The organism is Ignavibacteriales bacterium (assembly GCA_026390815.1).
Classification (GTDB): domain Bacteria; phylum Bacteroidota; class Ignavibacteria; order Ignavibacteriales; family SURF-24; genus JAPLFH01.
Genome location: JAPLFH010000057.1, coordinates 38,115 through 54,095, shown reverse-complemented (window position 1 = coordinate 54,095; position 15,981 = coordinate 38,115). Strand labels below are relative to the sequence as shown.

16 protein-coding genes are annotated in these 15,981 nt (G+C 32.3%); 4 read left to right on the top strand and 12 right to left on the bottom strand.

The genetic code is table 11. From position 1 onward, the window contains the following. Nucleotides 1–27: 27 nt before the first annotated feature. From NTX22_17925 to NTX22_17885, 9 genes are all read right to left on the bottom strand, one after another. Entirely contained in the window at nt 28–570 is a 543-nt protein-coding gene (locus tag NTX22_17925) for an archaemetzincin family Zn-dependent metalloprotease (protein ID MCX6152409.1), read from the bottom strand. Further along, a complete protein-coding gene (locus tag NTX22_17920) occupies nt 570–1,913 on the bottom strand; it encodes a sigma-54 dependent transcriptional regulator (protein MCX6152408.1) in 1,344 nt (447 codons plus the stop codon). Before NTX22_17920 ends, NTX22_17925 begins: the two co-directional genes overlap by 1 nt. Before the next feature lie 8 nt (nt 1,914–1,921). Continuing rightward, nucleotides 1,922–3,514 carry an ATP-binding protein gene (locus tag NTX22_17915; protein ID MCX6152407.1) on the bottom strand — a complete coding sequence of 531 codons (1,593 nt, stop codon included), beginning with the start codon at nt 3,512–3,514 and terminating at the stop codon, nt 1,922–1,924. A 246-nt stretch (nt 3,515–3,760) separates the two neighbouring features. Continuing rightward, on the bottom strand, nt 3,761–4,264 hold the full coding sequence (locus NTX22_17910; protein ID MCX6152406.1) for a cytochrome c family protein: 504 nt from the start codon (nt 4,262–4,264) through the stop codon (nt 3,761–3,763). Further along, nucleotides 4,261–5,004 carry a hypothetical protein gene (locus NTX22_17905; protein ID MCX6152405.1) on the bottom strand — a complete coding sequence of 248 codons (744 nt, stop codon included), beginning with the start codon at nt 5,002–5,004 and terminating at the stop codon, nt 4,261–4,263. Before NTX22_17905 ends, NTX22_17910 begins: the two co-directional genes overlap by 4 nt. A gap of 1 nt (nt 5,005) precedes the next feature. Beyond that, entirely contained in the window at nt 5,006–6,175 is a 1,170-nt protein-coding gene (gene hybB, locus NTX22_17900) for a Ni/Fe-hydrogenase cytochrome b subunit (protein ID MCX6152404.1), read from the bottom strand. A 5-nt stretch (nt 6,176–6,180) separates the two neighbouring features. Further along, a complete protein-coding gene (locus NTX22_17895; protein MCX6152403.1) occupies nt 6,181–6,939 on the bottom strand; it encodes a 4Fe-4S dicluster domain-containing protein in 759 nt (252 codons plus the stop codon). Nucleotides 6,940–6,951: 12 nt separating this feature from the next. Beyond that, nucleotides 6,952–7,614: a hypothetical protein gene (locus NTX22_17890; GenBank protein ID MCX6152402.1), complete on the bottom strand. Its 663-nt coding sequence runs from the start codon at nt 7,612–7,614 to the stop codon at nt 6,952–6,954. A 504-nt stretch (nt 7,615–8,118) separates the two neighbouring features. Continuing rightward, on the bottom strand, nt 8,119–8,481 hold the full coding sequence (locus tag NTX22_17885; protein MCX6152401.1) for a hypothetical protein: 363 nt from the start codon (nt 8,479–8,481) through the stop codon (nt 8,119–8,121). Between the two features lie 1,048 nt (nt 8,482–9,529). Between NTX22_17885 and NTX22_17880 the strand changes: the two genes are divergently transcribed. The 4 genes from NTX22_17880 to NTX22_17865 all read left to right on the top strand — a co-directional run bounded on the left by NTX22_17880 (nt 9,530) and on the right by NTX22_17865 (nt 13,246). After that, nucleotides 9,530–9,760, top strand: a complete 231-nt coding sequence (locus tag NTX22_17880; protein MCX6152400.1) for an AbrB/MazE/SpoVT family DNA-binding domain-containing protein — start codon at nt 9,530–9,532, stop codon at nt 9,758–9,760. Then, on the top strand, nt 9,757–10,164 hold the full coding sequence (locus tag NTX22_17875) for a type II toxin-antitoxin system VapC family toxin (GenBank protein MCX6152399.1): 408 nt from the start codon (nt 9,757–9,759) through the stop codon (nt 10,162–10,164). Before NTX22_17880 ends, NTX22_17875 begins: the two co-directional genes overlap by 4 nt. A 256-nt stretch (nt 10,165–10,420) precedes the next feature. Continuing rightward, entirely contained in the window at nt 10,421–11,011 is a 591-nt protein-coding gene (locus NTX22_17870; protein MCX6152398.1) for a DUF3575 domain-containing protein, read from the top strand. A gap of 258 nt (nt 11,012–11,269) precedes the next feature. After that, nucleotides 11,270–13,246, top strand: coding sequence for a DUF2075 domain-containing protein (locus NTX22_17865; protein ID MCX6152397.1), 1,977 nt, complete (start codon nt 11,270–11,272; stop codon nt 13,244–13,246). A gap of 231 nt (nt 13,247–13,477) precedes the next feature. Here the strand turns inward: NTX22_17865 and NTX22_17860 are convergent, their stop codons facing one another. The 3 genes from NTX22_17860 to NTX22_17850 all read right to left on the bottom strand — a co-directional run bounded on the left by NTX22_17860 (nt 13,478) and on the right by NTX22_17850 (nt 15,953). Then, nucleotides 13,478–14,848: an aminotransferase class V-fold PLP-dependent enzyme gene (locus NTX22_17860; GenBank protein ID MCX6152396.1), complete on the bottom strand. Its 1,371-nt coding sequence runs from the start codon at nt 14,846–14,848 to the stop codon at nt 13,478–13,480. Nucleotides 14,849–14,963: 115 nt separating this feature from the next. Next, nucleotides 14,964–15,227 carry a hypothetical protein gene (locus NTX22_17855; protein ID MCX6152395.1) on the bottom strand — a complete coding sequence of 88 codons (264 nt, stop codon included), beginning with the start codon at nt 15,225–15,227 and terminating at the stop codon, nt 14,964–14,966. Between the two features lie 243 nt (nt 15,228–15,470). Next, nucleotides 15,471–15,953 (bottom strand): hypothetical protein, encoded by a 483-nt coding sequence (locus tag NTX22_17850; protein MCX6152394.1) that lies wholly within the window; start codon nt 15,951–15,953, stop codon nt 15,471–15,473. Between the last annotated feature and the right edge of the window lie 28 nt (nt 15,954–15,981).

Below are 15,981 nucleotides of genomic sequence, written 5' to 3'. Positions count from 1 at the left end.
ATACAGTAAAGTTACTTTTGCTTTATTCTAAAAGTGTTTTAGGGAAATTACTTGTTCAACTTTTTCTACACAAGATTTACAATAAGTTTTTCCTTTAATATCAATTTCTTCAATACCCTGGGAAACGTGCATAACACAATCCCAGTTCTTGCAATGAAATAGTCCAAAGTTATGTCCTAATTCGTGCATAATTTCCTTTATTGTCCGTTCAAATAGTAAAGCATCATTTGTAATTCCGGAATAGAATTCTTCGTGAAGCCTGCATACAGATACAATTGAATGCTTGCCATTAAGTTGAGCTTCCCCAAATACATAAGTAAATACAGGAACAAACAGATCAAATTCAACAATAACTAAAACTTTTCCATTGTATTTATTTGTAAGCTTAATTGAATCTGAAATAAGCTGAGTTGAAAAATATTGTTCTCTTTCCTTTGAGTATGCAGGTAAAATATCTAACGGAATATTAATTAATTTAATTTTTGAGGAAAAATAATTCGATAATTCTTTTATAACATCATTTAACAACGATGTGTTTGAAAAATGAATCGGAGCAATATGGAGATTCATTAACTTTTTCGGAAACCATATTTGTTTATTTTATTATAAAGTGTAACTCTATCAATTTGCAATTTTTCTGCACTTCGTGAAATATTCCAATTGTTATCTTCAAGAACATTATAAATATGTTTCCTTTCCACGCTAGATAAACTAACATCGCCATCATCTATTCTATTTGGAAAAACATGGAACGGCAGATCTTCAATTTTTACTGCATCTGTTTTACCAACAACCAATGCTCTTTCAATTGCATTTTCCAATTCGCGCACATTTCCGGGCCATTCATAGTTAACTAAAAACTCCATCGCTTCCGGAGAAATACTTTTAATATTCTTGTTCATCGATTCGTTAAATTTATTCAGGAAAAAATAAGCAAGGATAGGAATATCATCTCTCCTTTCACGTAGCGGCGGGATAAAAATTGTAAATACATTTAAGCGATAGAACAGATCTTCCCTAAACTTCCCTTCTTTTAATAAATCCTCAAGCGGTTCGTTTGTAGCGGCAATAACTCTAAAATCGCTGTTAATTGTTTCATTACCGCCAACGCGTACAAATTGTTTTGTTTCTATTACACGGAGTAACTCTACCTGCATCTTTGGAGATATAGAACCAATCTCATCAAGAAAAATTGTTCCACCATCTGCCATTTCAAATTTACCTTTCCGCCTATAATGTGCTCCGGTAAAGGCTCCCTTCTCATGACCAAATAGTTCGCTTTCCAGTAATGATTCTGCAAGTGCGCCGCAGTTAACCGTTATTATTGGAAAATATTTTCGTTTGCTGTTAATATGAATTGCTTTAGCAACCAATTCTTTTCCAGTTCCGCTTTCACCGCGAATCATAACAGTTGTATCAGTTTGTGAAACTGTATTAACCAGATCAAATATTTTTTTCATCTGGCGGCTTTCACCAATCAAATTATCCGGTTTGATGATCTCTTCAATTTTATCTTTCAATTGAACATTCTCATCTTTCAACTCTTTCTGATGAATTGCTTTTTCGATAATGTGTGTAAGTTCATCTGGATCTATGGGTTTTGTAATGTAATCGTAAGCTCCATTTTTAAGTGCTTTAATTGCAGATGGAACCGAAGCAAAGGCAGTGATCATAATAAAAATACAATCAGGATCTATTTCCCTAACTTTGTCAAGAAGATCGAGTCCGCTCATTCCAGGCATTTTCATATCGACAAGCATCAAATCAAATTTCCCTTTTTCAAAGTTTCTAAGCGCAGTTTCTCCATCCTCCGCAATTTCAACTTCGTATCCTTCTTCAATAAACCAATGGAATAAGGAATCTCTAACTATCTTTTCATCATCAACTATTAAAATTGTTTTTTTGTCTTTCATTTTTTTGCTCAATTATTGGTACAACATAATGGTAAAGTTACTTTGAAGGTAGTTCCTTTTAATGATGTGCTTTCAACTTCTATTTTTCCTTTGTGGTGTTCAATTATTCCATAAGCAACAGTTAAGCCCAATCCGGTCCCTTTTGCTTCCTGCTTTGTGGTATAGAATGGTTCAAAAATGTGAGGTAAATCTTTTTCCGAAATTCCATATCCCTCATCAATAATTCTCAAATATATTTTGTCTTTATCATTCTCAACTTTTAATTGAAGTGTTCCGCCATTTTGCATAGATTCGATTGCATTTATCATCAAAGAAATTAAAGCTTGCTGTATTTTCTGGGAATCACCTTTTATCTTCAATGCCACATCTGGAATTTCTTTAATCAATTTTACATTATTCATTTCAAGATGATGATTTATGATCATGACACACTTTTCAATAATTCCGTTAAGTTCTTCCGGACAAAACTCTTCTTCCCCACGATGCGAAAACAAAAGAAGGTCCTTCACAATTCTTCCGCAACGGGCTGATTCATCGGAAATAAGATTTAAATAGCCAAGAATTTTCTCATGCTCTCCATCCTTTTGCTGCTTAATCAACAGGCGCGCTATCAATTTGCTGTAAGTAAGAATTCCTTCCAGCGGATTATTTAATTCGTGTGCAACCGTAGCTGATAATTTACCAAGTGAAGCCAATTTTTCTATTTGAATAATCTGATCGTATATTTTCTTCAGTTCCTCTGTTTTCTCATTAACTTTATCATTTAATGTCTGCGTCCATTGCTGGATTTCTTTATAAGCAGAATCTAATTTACCAGACATATCATTAAACTGATTAGCCATCTCTCCTAATTCATTTTTTGCTTTAACATCAATTTTATAAATAAGATTTCCTTTACCAATCTCTTTAATTCCTTTTACAAAAATTTGAATGGGACGTTTTACGAGTATGGAAATAAAAAGCCAGATTAATCCAGAGATGATAATCGTAATTATTATTGAATTGGAAATAATTCTTGAAGTGTTCGCTTCAATTACTTTATCAATTTTATCCATCGACATTACAACATCTAGAACACCAAGCATTTTAACATCCGATTGATGGGCATGACAAGCTGAGTTTGAACAATCCTGTTCGTTATAAATGGGATTGATTAAGCCCATTACCCTTTGGTTAGAGGCATTTTTAAATATTCTTATTTTATTTTGAACCGGAAGACTTGAAACCATTTTGCCTTCAGTATGACAAGCCACACAAGCTTCTTCTTTCATATCTACTGTTTTAAAAACTTCAGTGCTATCAGTAGAAAATATTATTTGTCCCTGCTTATTATATATTCTAATTTTCTCAACACCGGGTTCAGTTCCAATTGTATTAATAATATGATGAACATCGTCACTTCGGTTTAAAAGCATACTATAGCGGGTTGATTTTTTAATTATATCACTAATGTTATAAGCATTGCTGGAAAGAGAACTGGTAAAATCCTCTTTTAATTTTTCAACTGTAAATAATGTTTGAAAGGCAAAATTGGCTATCAGAACAACAGATATTACAAGAGTTAATTGAACGCTTAGTCTATTATAAATTTTTACATTCATTTTCTATAAAGATGCTTGAATCCGTCCCAAAATTATCTAACAGATGTTTCAATAGCAAGCGGAAATGAAAGAAATTATAAACAATATCAACATTGTTGCGTTTATAATTCTTGAAAGTTGGAATTTACAGGTGAATCCTTATTTATAATGTAATGATAGAAAGCTGGAATAACGTATTAAAAAAATCCATTTAAAAGAAAATCCATTTAATCCATTATTCCTGCATTCAACTGTCCAATTATTAAATCATTTAGTAGGATGTTTTACAATTTCCCATTTAATTTTATAATCGAATGGCTTGTAAGTTGGACTTTTTTGATTGTGGCATTTTTTACATAAATCAGCGTCTCCTTTACCAAGAATTAAACCTTTTTGCTTGGCTAATTCCCTTTTTTCCATTACAGTTTTAGCTTTGTAGTCAGACCCGGCTCCATGACAAGATTCGCAGCTTATACCTTCTTCTTTCTTTGTTAAATTAGTTACATGGCAAGATAAACATTTATCAGAGGCAGATGGATCGGAAATACCCATCTTCTTTGCAATTTCTTTTGATTTATTATTTTTCAAAGTTTCAAACGCTTTTGAATGATCAGAAGCTGACCATTTTTCAAACACATTTTTATTCTTTTCTCCTTTATGGCACGCACCACACATTTTAACACCAACAAATTTTGCCTGTGCATTTGTGTTAATGAATAAAAACAAAAAAGATAAAACCGAAATTGAAATGAGTAAAACTGTTTTTTTCATAATTGTGAACCTTTAATTGATTTGTAGAATAAAGTTTTTAAAATATTAAGATATTTTTCTTTTCCAATAACTTGATATAAGAATTTAACTTCAATACCGCCATCCATCATTGTTTCACCAACATCGGCATAATGAAGTTTAACCTGGGTTAATTCTCTTGTAACACCAAGAATATCCTTCATATAATTTTCGCCCGAAAGAGAGTTTGCAGTTAATTCTTCTTTTGGTACTTCAATTAGCCCAAACCACTTCTCAGCATTGCTTTTGATTTCCTGGTTGGTAATCTTTCCAAGGCTACTAAAACTAATTGGAGAAGTAACATCGAGGCTTCCCCAATCGCCATTTACTTTTATTAATGATTGTCCTTTTTCAATTTTATCTTCATTATAACAATGTTCTATTGAATTACAATTATCTAACAAATAATTGGCAAGTGGGCTGAATCCAAGGTAGTAAGTATTGGCGAATAAATTTTTAACCATCAGGTGATTGTTCAAATATATATAATCTCTTCTAAGCTCCTCTCTGCCAATATCATTTATTAGTCTTTGTACAATATTTTCTATTCGCGAATCATCCATTTGCTCACCACTAGCCAGGGCACGGGACGAATTCATCATCGCTTTGTCGAACGGGCAATTGCTGCATTCAAAATTTCTATCGCATAGTTTATAATCAACAATTGAACCCAACATCCAAATGCATTTTAAATTATTATAAATATTGTTTTGGTTGCTCATATTATTCACTTAAAATTATTTCTCTTGCATCAAGAGCAACTTCATTTTCGTTTGTTTCATGCTCTTCAAATACAGGAAAGTTTTTAACTATTAAACCAAATGCCCACATACCAAGAACTATGATCATCAAAGTAATGCTTATCTCAGAAATTGATGGGAAGTAAGTGGAATTAGAATAACCGATAATTGAAGTAATACTTACATTCATCCGGTTCAATAAAAATCCCGCAATAACAAATACAGAAATAATGTAGAGCCACATTCTACTATTTCTAAACTTGCTTCTGCTAAGCAATGCAACTGGAATTAAAGTTCCGATTAACATTTCCAAATAATACATATATGTTTCGGTGGAAGGAATTACCAGGTAACCCAATTTATTGGAAAAAGTAAGATCGATCATCTTTACTACAAAACTTAAGACCAGCATAAAGAGCGTTACTTTTGCAATTTTGGAAAGTAAATTTAACTTTAAACCGTGCTCGAATGCTCTTGCGCTTAAGTAAGCTTCAAAAATAACCATTGCCAAACCTGTACCTATTGCGCTTAAATAAAAATAAACGGGAAGAAGCGGTGAGTACCATAACGGATGCATTTTTTGCGGCACTATTAAGTACAAAGATCCTAATGATGATTGATGAAGCGTAGAAAGCAAAACTCCAAGAATCATAATTGGAATTAAAAATTTCTTAAGAATATTTAATACTTTGTGAAGCTTGAATCGTTCAAGAATAATTGGACTGAATTCTAAAAATAGAACTGTTGTATAAAGCATTACACACCAGGCTACTTCGAACATAACAGAATGTGGATTCCACATTATTATTGCATGCCAGATGTTATATGGTTTTCCAAGATCGATAAGAAGTCCGACTATAACTAATACATAACCAAGAAAAGCTGTTAATATTGCTGGGCGTGTTAGTGGTTTAAATTTTTCTAAGTTGAAGATATGTGTTAATGCACATATAGTAAATCCACCTGCGGCCAATCCAACACCACAAAGAATATCGAACCCGATCCATAATCCCCAGGGAAAAGAATCGCTTAAATTAGTTGCGGCTCCCAGTCCTTCAGTAAAACGAATAAAAGTAGAATACAAACCTGCTGCAACAATTATTACTGCAATTGTTTTCCAGAAGGTGAATTTAAGAATAGATGTATTTTTCATAATTATTAATCCTTACCCGAGTTTTTTTCTTCTTTAGCAATTTCATTTTTGCGTTTGGTTAACCAATACATACCTGTTAAGAAAACACCGCCTACAGTTACCACACCTGGGATTTTCTCTAAAGCTCGTGCAGTAAAATTCGGTAATGGTTCATTCGGTAATTTGGATGTAAATCCTAATTTTTCAAACGGGACCGGAGATAAAATCATTACATTGCTGCCCCCGGCTTCTTCCATTCCATATACATGCGGATAATAAGTATCAGGATTTTCTTTAATTCTTTTTAATGCTTCGTTCTTTAGATCGTCAATATCACCGAATAAGGTTGCACCAGTAGGGCAAACTTCTGAACAAGCAGTACCTTCTCCTTTTTTTATTTTATCGTAACACATAAGGCACTTACGTACCTGCGGATTATTTTTATCCCATTCATATCTTGGTATATGATGAGGGCAAGCCTGCATACAATATCTGCATCCAAGGCATTTAGATGCATCATACACAACGGGACCAAGTTCTGTTTTTTCGAATGCACCCACGGGGCAAACGGAAACACACGTAGGATGAGCACAATGCATACACATCTTCCGAGTATAAATATCGCCATACTGCTCAACAACAGTGTATGTTTCGGCAGAAAGATGATCTTTCAAAAAATCTTTATTTGTCTCTGGATTATTATTTTGTTTTTTGCAAGCATTGTAACACTCTCCGCAGCCTGCGCACATTGTGGCATCAAAGAGGATTCCTTTTTGTTTCAACATTATTTTCTCCGCTTAAAAGGTTAAGAATTCTTTTTCAAAATCGTGGATTCCTTCTTCATTAATATTGGAAACTGCACCTTCCACAATATTGCCTCCATCGTGCATAGTTGCCCCAGCTAATTCCAGTTTTGGCATGTTTGAACTTAAAAAATCCTTTAACCTGGTAACTTCTTCTTTAAGCCATTTAACAAGTTCATCACCTGTTTTTAAGTATTTAAAATTCTCCTCACCTTTAGAAGGTGCCACAACCAATCCCCAGTTTGTATTGTAAGGATCAGTAACAAGCTTACCTATAATATCGCTGTTAACAGATTTAATAATACCCTCAAGCGGTGAACGGAAAGCTACCTTTTTTCTTCCAAAAGCAGCTTGAAGAATAACATCACCTCTTTTAATAATTGTGTCTTTTTGGGCAATATCAGTAATTGAAATTTTACCAAGAGCCTTAACGGCAAAGTCATCAATGCCAATTTTTACTAAGCCATCCTGAAGGACTTTTGCCCAGGTGTGACCCGGTGAAACAAATATTTTTTCTGGAAAGTTAAAACTCTTTTTATTAAATACCGCTGTTAGCGATGTTTGGAATGCGGGATGTTTTTTTCTTTGTGCTTTTAACACTAAAATGTCAATTACTATAAACAATACAAAAGTAATTGCGACAAATAAAGCTACCATGATTTTCCTCAGTTTTTATTTAATATCTGCATACTTTAAAGCAACCATAGTGCCACGAATTTGAAATTTTCAATTTTTAAATGAAAACCTTCTTTTATAACGACTTAAAGGTCAAACATGAAATATTTTTTATTTATAAAATATTTGTGTGAGTTTAATAATTCAACACTAATTCGCACATAGATTTAAATAAGTGTAAATATTTAAACGATTCGACATTAATTAGTGTTGAATTATTATGCGGCTGTGTGTTGAATGTTTATACAAAAACTTACCGATTCGAAATCTATATTTGTAAAATGTGAACAAATGAATTTGTAAAGATTGAGATTGTTTGATGTAGGATAGATTAAAAAAGATATTGAATTAAAAATTTAGTAAATGGAATAATTCGGTTGATAAAAAATGTAATAAGTTTAATTAAATAGTAATCAATTTCCCCCTGGTAAATAAATAATGCTTTTTCATAACAAAATTATAAACAGCAGGGGGAAAAAAGAATAATTATTTTACATCTTCTTTTTTAGGAGTACGGCCTTTAGGTTTTTGATACGGTTTCAAACCAAAATCCGCTACAACCTGATTTTGTTTACCGTAGAACCCATAGATCTGGAAGCAGTAAGCAGCAAAGGCAGTTTCCAACTTATCGAACTGCGTTTTGTACTCATCGAATTTAATCCTTGCCTGGTTCTCAATCATATCATATTCCGCTCGTTTTGCAATAATCTCAGTTTGCATTTGCTGGATTAGTGCTTCAGTAATATTTGGCGGAAAATTAGTATCTACAACATGAATTTTTACTCCTGCTGCAAATTTTCCCAGACTTCCGGTTAACTCGTTGTGGATTTTTAGATCTTCAGTAGCCATAATGCACCCCACTAATAAAGTTGGTAGAAATTATTTATTAAACGCAAAATTAAAATAAATTAGAATTTTGCGTTTTTAATTTGAAATATTTAAATATAATTGTCAATGGTTAAGTCTATAATAAATTTAAATTATTTTTGATTAGTCGGGAACTTTGAATAACAAACGTACTCATTTTGAACAAATTAAATTGATGATTATTATTTATCTATTAAGGAATGATTATAATGAATGAATTATTGATTATTATTGATTGCTGTTTGAATAATAACAATAAAGGAATATTTATTTGTATTAAGGTATTGAGCAATATCCGAGACGGAATTACAATTACCTTGCAGGAATTGAACAATTTAAACCTTTGAATGGGCAATAATTGATAATGAATAAATTAAAATTGTTAAGGAATGAATAATAATCTTTAATTAATGGTCAATAATTTTGAATCGCCAAGCATTATTTGTTTGAAACTGAGGTAAAAACGAAGAAAAACGAGAAAAGTAATGCTGAATTATGAATTACAGAGCTCTAAGATTTATCAAGAACAATTTGGGGATTGAGGATGTGAATAACAATGTTGTAAAGTTAAGTATATTTTTACATCAACAATCATTATTCTATTTCTGTATCATCAATCGTGGATTTGTTGTTGATAACTTTCTCATTAAATCCGGATTTTTTTTATTTTCCTCAGCCTTAATATTAAAACAATTATAAATTTTACATTCTAAATTTTACATTTATTAAATCAATTTATACTAAACGCACTTACAGGAAAGAAAAATAAAAGAGGATGTTATTTATGGGGGAATGAAACAATTAAACAATGTACACCGAGAACCGCAGAGGATCACTTAGCAAAAACAAATTGAAAATCAGGCTGCGGTAATAAATGCCAGATACAAAACTAAACTATTTTAATGCGCCTGATAGCAATTACTACTAAGCATAAATATTACTACAAAATTATTATTTCCTACAAAATAAGCGTTGACTTACTTTTTAATTAATGTTATATTTATAACAGATAATAGGAAAGGAATTAAAATTGGAAACAGCAATTATAACTTCAAAGGGGCAGATGGTAATACCTTCTAAAATCAGGAACAGATACGGAATTAAAAATGGCACCAAAGTTCATATTATAGAAGAGGAGGAAGGAATAAGAATAATTCCGATAACACATGAAACCATAGAGCGTAATAAAGGAATGTTCAAAACGGGGGGCAAATTATTAAAAGCTTTAATGGAAGAAAAGAAGAAGGAACGTGAATTATGAAAAAAATAAAAAGGTATGTTCTGGATTCATATGCATTAATATGTTACCTGGAAGGAGAAAAAAATGCTGATATAGTTGCTGACGTATTAAGAAAAGGTATTGATAATGAAGCTGAAATATTCTTATGTGTTATTAATTGGGGCGAATTATACTACATATTTTTAAGGGAACAAGGTAAGGAAGCCGCTGATTTGTTTTTAAATACGCTTAACAGATATCCCATCACAATTGTTGAAGCTAATAAAAATTTAACTATTGAAGCTGCCGAAATAAAAGCCTTTAACAAATTATCGTTCGCAGATGCATTTGCTGCTGCGCTTGCAAAAAATAAACAAGCTGCTCTTGTAACTGGTGATAAGGAATTTAAGCAGCTTGAAAATAAAATAAAAATTGTTTGGTTATGAATATTCATGAGAAACTTCTGAAAAATTGATAATTAGTTTAGCGTTATTTCCACTCCCACCCACCGTTGACAAGTTGATTAAATGTTAGATTGTTTGATGTTTTATTGACTGGACAATTATTTTGAGATTCTTTAAACTCATTCTCATCTTATGGCTTTATACCTGCTCTCTGGCAGATAGGAAATAATTATTGTTTTAAAGGTTTGATGTTTGGAATTTTTCTGAATCATTTAAATAATAATCGAGGGGATTAAAAATGAAATTCTTAAGATCATTCTCTATTCTGTTCATTTTATTATCAGTTTACTTTTATGCACAAACTCCGGTTAGTAAAGGTGTATATAGTTTATCCGGCAGTTTATCTTATTCCAGTATATCTGTACAGTGGCAATCGTATGAAGATACAGAAACCAGGTTTAATCTTAATCCCGGGGCAGATTACTTTATAATTGCTAACCTTTCGCTTGGACTTTCAATAAATTACAACCGTTCTTCATTTAATGATTTCTGGGAGTATTCGATTGGTGCAGGACCAGCTATAAAGTATTATTTTAGTGTGGAAAAGGTGATTCCATTTGTTGGTGCATTTTATAATTATACAGCAATTAATAAAGCAAACTCTTACCGTTACGGTCCTGACGTGGAGAGGAAAGTTTATAAAGTACACACTAATGTATTTTCATTCTTTGCAGGAATTGAATATTTCCTTGGAAGGAATGTTGCTCTTGAACCAAAAGTAACTTATACAATTTACAAAGAAAAGGAAGATGCAGGCACTTACTATCCGCTTGTAACTACCACAAAAATATTTGCTGTTGGAATTGGGATTAGTGTGTTTATTTATTGAATACTAATAACAAAACAATATTTGAATTTGTCTTTATAAAATATGAAGGTATAAATTCAAAATTTCCACTGCAGATGTAAATAAAACCCGAAGTTTGCAAAGAGGAAATTGAAAAGAATAAGAGAAGTATTTAAAACTAACGGAACGTTGTTAAAGGCTTTTATGAATGTGAAAGAAAAAATAAAATTGCATCTAATTATCCATGGGTTTAGTTTTCTTGTAAGTAATTTCAAATATTCCTAAAAATCGACCTAATAAATGCAACGATATTATTATTCGTCTTCCATTTCTGATTTTCTTCAAGATTCCACTAATAGAATTTTAGGTAAGCTCACTACAAACATTGAATATTCCTTAGAACAGACCCAGATATTCGCTTGGACTATTCAAATTGAAATTCTAAAAATAATTTTAGAAAATCTAAAGGGTTCAATTTTCTTTGAATATTCAATTCCAAGAATGGGAAGAAGAATTGATGTTATTTTGATTATTCAAAATGTGATTTTTGTTTTAGAATTTAAGATTGGCGAAAAAGAATTTTCAATGGGTTCTATTGATCAAGTTTTTGATTATGCACTTGATTTGAAAAACTTTCATGAAACGAGTCACAAACTTTTAATTGCACCAATTTTAATTGCAACGGAAGCAAAAAAAATTTCTTCAATTATAAATTTAACACCACATAATGATAATCTTCTTTTCCCTATTAGAACAAATTCTGCCCTACTTTACAAAGTAATAAATGATGTATTACAATTTGCGAAGGGTGAAAACATAGATTGCGAAAAATGGTCAGTAGGAAGATACTGCCCCACTCCAACAATTATCGAAGCAGCAATGGCACTTTACAATAATCATTCTGTCACTGAAATAACGCGAAGTGATGCCTCAGCAATTAATTTAAGTGAAACAAGTAGTGCAATAACTAAGATAATTAATAATTCAAAACAGAATAGAAAGAAATCAATTTGTTTTGTAACAGGTGTTCCTGGCGCAGGAAAAACATTGGTAGGATTAAATGTTGCGACAAAACATTTAGATAAAGAAAAAGGAATTACAAGTGTATTTCTTTCTGGAAATGGACCTCTTGTAAATATTTTAAGGGAAGCTTTAACCCGTGATAAATGTGATAGAGTAAAACAAAATGGGGCTAAAATAAAAAAAGGAGAGGTTTTAAGAGAAGTAAAAATGTTTATCCAAAATGTTCACAATTTTAGAGATGAATGTTTAATCCAATCTACAATTCCTCCATTTGATCATGTTGCAATTTTTGATGAAGCACAGCGTGCATGGAATTTGAAGCAGACTGCAAATTTTATGAAGCGGAAAAAAAATCAACCAAATTTCGCTTATTCTGAACCAGAATTTTTAATCTCATGTCTGGACAGACATAAAGATTGGGCAGTTATTATTTGCTTAGTTGGTGGCGGTCAAGAAATTAATACTGGAGAAGCTGGTATAAGTGAATGGATAGATTCATTAAATAAATCTTTCCTAAATTGGGATGTTTATCTTTCATCGAGATTGACAGATACTGAATATGCTGCTGGTAATGCAATTAAGCTTTTAGAAAACAGGAAAAATGTTTTTACAAATGACTGTTTACATCTTGCAGTTTCTATCCGATCATTCCGCGCCGAAAATCTCTCTTCTGTTATAAAAAACTTACTTGACTTCAAAATGGAAGAGACAAAAAGAAATTACGAACAAATAAAGGACAAATACCCCATAGTACTTACACGTAATTTGTGCATTGCAAAAAAATGGTTAAAGGAAAGAGCCAGAGGAAGTGAGCGTTATGGAATAATAGTTTCATCTCAAGCCCAAAGATTAAAACCCTTTGCTATCGATGTCAAATCACCAATGAATCCTATTCATTGGTTTCTAAATAAAAAAGATGATGTACGTTCTTCATATTATTTAGAAGATGTTGCAACTGAATTCGATATTCAAGGATTAGAGCTAGATTGGACTTGTGTTACTTGGGATGCAGATTTTCGTTATTCAAAAAATGGTTGGGGGACTTACTCCTTTGTAGGAAATACATGGAATAATATCAACCAAGAAGAAAGAAAACAATATTTGAAAAATGCTTATCGTGTCCTTTTGACTAGAGCTAGACAAGGAATGGTAATAGTTGTTCCGGAAGGTAATCCGGAGGATGCAACCCGAAAATCGGAATATTACGACTGCACATTTAATTATTTAAAAGAAGTGGGATTTTCAGTTTTATAATTTTATATCAATTCGTTTAATAAAAGTATTAAAATTAAATAGTGAAAAAAGTAAGAATTACTTTTCGCTTTTATCGTTTGACATTTGCCATTTCACAATTGAGATAGAAACTAAAATGGGAAAAAACGGTAACCCGGTGAATCTGGAATAAAAGCATTTAATTATAAATTATACATTGTACATTATAAATTATTATACATTGTGCATTATAAATTGTGGGAGCGTAAATAGTTAAACTTGTTGCCGGGAGTATTCTCTAACTTTCTTGGCTATTCTTATCATTGCTTCCAGGGATTTTTGAACATCTTCTTCAGTTGTTGCCCACGAAGAAATGCTTATTCGCATAGCTGTTCGTCCCTGCCATTCAGTAATACCGCACCAGCATGTTCCATCTTCCTGTAATTCTTTTATTATTATTTTTGTTTCATCAGGAGTTCCGAATGAAACAAGTACCTGATTTATTACAACCTCGTTCAAAATTTCAAAACCAGCTTTGCTTAAACCCGCTGCAAACATCCCGGCATAATTACAAGTCCTCTCAATCATATCACTTAAACCAGATTTACCGAGAGAATACAATGCTGCCCATACTTCAATTCCTCTTGATCGTCTTGATAATTCAGGCGAATACTGCGAAGGTTCTCTATGTCCTCCCTGTGGAAGATAAGCTGCTGTTAAAGATAAAGCGGATCTAAGTGATTCTGAATTTTTTACGAAAGCAAGTCCGGAATCATAAGGAACATTTAACCATTTGTGAGCATCTGTTGCCCAGGAATCTGCCAGGTTAATACCATCTGTTAAATATTTTTTAGATGGAACCACCGAAGCCCATAAACCAAATGCTCCATCAACGTGAACCCATGCATTAGCACTTTTAGATATTTCACAAATTTTTCTTATGGGATCGAAAGAGCCTGTGTTAACATTTCCTGCTTGTACACAAACAATTGTTGGTCCTTTAATTTCCGGAAATTTGTCTGGATTAATTCTTCCCTGATTATCAACGGGTACTTTTTTAACTCTTTCTCTCCCCAGTCCTAATAATGAAAGTCCTCTGAAGAGAGATGGGTGGGCTTCCTCACCAACAATAACATCAATAGGAGGAGCACCAAATAATCCATTTGCTTCAACATCCCAGCCTTCATTTTTTAATATTGAATGTCTTGCGGCGGCTAATGCTGTAAAGTTTGCCATCGTTGCACCGGTAACAAATGAGCCGCCGCTTTCGGAAGGCAAACCAAAAATTTCCAAAAGCCATTTCAAGCTTACTTCTTCTAAAACAATCCCAATAGGTGAACCAACAAAAAGTCCTGCATTCTGATCCCACGCCGTAGATAACCAACTGGCAGCAACAGCAGCAGGCAAAGAACCACCGATTACAAAGCCAAAAAATCTTCTGCCGGAAATTCCCATAGTTGCCGGAGATCCAATTTCATCAAGCATATTTATTACATTTTCCGGTGTACTTGGATTTTGAGGAAATGGGATATCGAATTTTTTCAACTGCTTTATAGCTTCTGCAGTTGGCACTACAGAGCGGTTAAGTATTTCTTCCCGGTAATGGATTGATCTTCTGGCGGTATCTAATAATAATTCTTTCATAAGTTTTCCTTTATCACTGTGGTTTTATGAATTCAGATTTTGGAAATTTGAAATTTGAAATTAGAAATTAGAATTAAATCATTGAGAATTTATAATGCAAATTATAAAATATTTTTTAACGGTTTACTGTATTCATCACGGCTTCCTGGTAACGGGTACCAGCTGCTGATCCAACTGGTATTATTTCATTAATTCTTTTTAAATCTTCATCAGATAAATCAATATCCAATGCAACAATACTTTCCTCATCATTTACACCTCTGGAATAGAAATCAGACATACCCATACATCCCAGTCCTAATGCAGATAGTGTTGCATCAGATTTTCCTAGCTTTCTGAATTCATTATTACTCCTTATTGTATATACGGTACTTTGCATTTTCAACTGCTACTTAAATAAATGTAGTAAAAGTAAATTGAAAATAAAAAACTATAACTTAGGAGATGGAGAGAAGCAACAAATTCGGAAAAACAATAAAAAATAATTGGCAGAGAATTATTTAAGAAAGCGAGTTAAGATAAATAACTTTTAACTTTAGATTTTTAGATTTGCAGACTGAGAGTACTTAAAAATTTAGAGGGAATGCAATGGATCAGAACCATTCCACTCCCTCATATTAACCTAATCTTTTTCCTCGTCTTCTTCTTTACCTTCCTTATCTTTTTTTCCCTTCATTTCTTTTTTAACAACAAGTTTACCGGAATTATCAAAGATAAGATCTTTCTTTTGTTTTCCTTTTGTTATTTCAACCTCATAAGTTGCAATGCTTTTAGAATCAACTATCTTTGCGGTTTCAGTAATTTTATGATCCGGATGATTTTTTTTAATAAATTCTTCTACACCCTTAGGTAATTCAGTAGTCTGAATTGTTGTCTCGGTTTCTATCAATTTACCTTTTACATCCAAAACTATAGATGTTTTAACTCCGTTTACTTTAAAGCCGGCTTCAAATTCATTCTTACCTTCTTTACTCCACTTTACTTCTGTAACTTGTGGATATAATTTATTAAATGAATCTTTAATCTTTTGCGGAACAGATGTTTTCTGAGCCATTAGAAAACCGGAAATGAATAACACTAACAATAAAGAACTTATAGATTTCATATTTACCTCTTAATTATTTTAAAATAGA

Bases quoted from the DNA above. Each gene is read 5' to 3' on its own strand.
- NTX22_17925 (MCX6152409.1), bottom strand. From the start codon at position 570: ATGAATCTCCATATTGCTCCGATTCATTTTTCAAACACATCGTTGTTA.
- NTX22_17920 (MCX6152408.1), bottom strand. From the start codon at position 1,913: ATGAAAGACAAAAAAACAATTTTAATAGTTGATGATGAAAAGATAGTT.
- NTX22_17915 (MCX6152407.1), bottom strand. From the start codon at position 3,514: ATGAATGTAAAAATTTATAATAGACTAAGCGTTCAATTAACTCTTGTA.
- NTX22_17910 (MCX6152406.1), bottom strand. From the start codon at position 4,264: ATGAAAAAAACAGTTTTACTCATTTCAATTTCGGTTTTATCTTTTTTG.
- NTX22_17905 (MCX6152405.1), bottom strand. From the start codon at position 5,004: ATGAGCAACCAAAACAATATTTATAATAATTTAAAATGCATTTGGATG.
- hybB (MCX6152404.1), bottom strand. From the start codon at position 6,175: ATGAAAAATACATCTATTCTTAAATTCACCTTCTGGAAAACAATTGCA.
- NTX22_17895 (MCX6152403.1), bottom strand. From the start codon at position 6,939: ATGTTGAAACAAAAAGGAATCCTCTTTGATGCCACAATGTGCGCAGGC.
- NTX22_17890 (MCX6152402.1), bottom strand. From the start codon at position 7,614: ATGGTAGCTTTATTTGTCGCAATTACTTTTGTATTGTTTATAGTAATT.
- NTX22_17885 (MCX6152401.1), bottom strand. From the start codon at position 8,481: ATGGCTACTGAAGATCTAAAAATCCACAACGAGTTAACCGGAAGTCTG.
- NTX22_17875 (MCX6152399.1), top strand. From the start codon at position 9,757: ATGAAAAAAATAAAAAGGTATGTTCTGGATTCATATGCATTAATATGT.
- NTX22_17870 (MCX6152398.1), top strand. From the start codon at position 10,421: ATGAAATTCTTAAGATCATTCTCTATTCTGTTCATTTTATTATCAGTT.
- NTX22_17865 (MCX6152397.1), top strand. From the start codon at position 11,270: ATGCAACGATATTATTATTCGTCTTCCATTTCTGATTTTCTTCAAGAT.
- NTX22_17860 (MCX6152396.1), bottom strand. From the start codon at position 14,848: ATGAAAGAATTATTATTAGATACCGCCAGAAGATCAATCCATTACCGG.
- NTX22_17855 (MCX6152395.1), bottom strand. From the start codon at position 15,227: ATGCAAAGTACCGTATATACAATAAGGAGTAATAATGAATTCAGAAAG.
- NTX22_17850 (MCX6152394.1), bottom strand. From the start codon at position 15,953: ATGAAATCTATAAGTTCTTTATTGTTAGTGTTATTCATTTCCGGTTTT.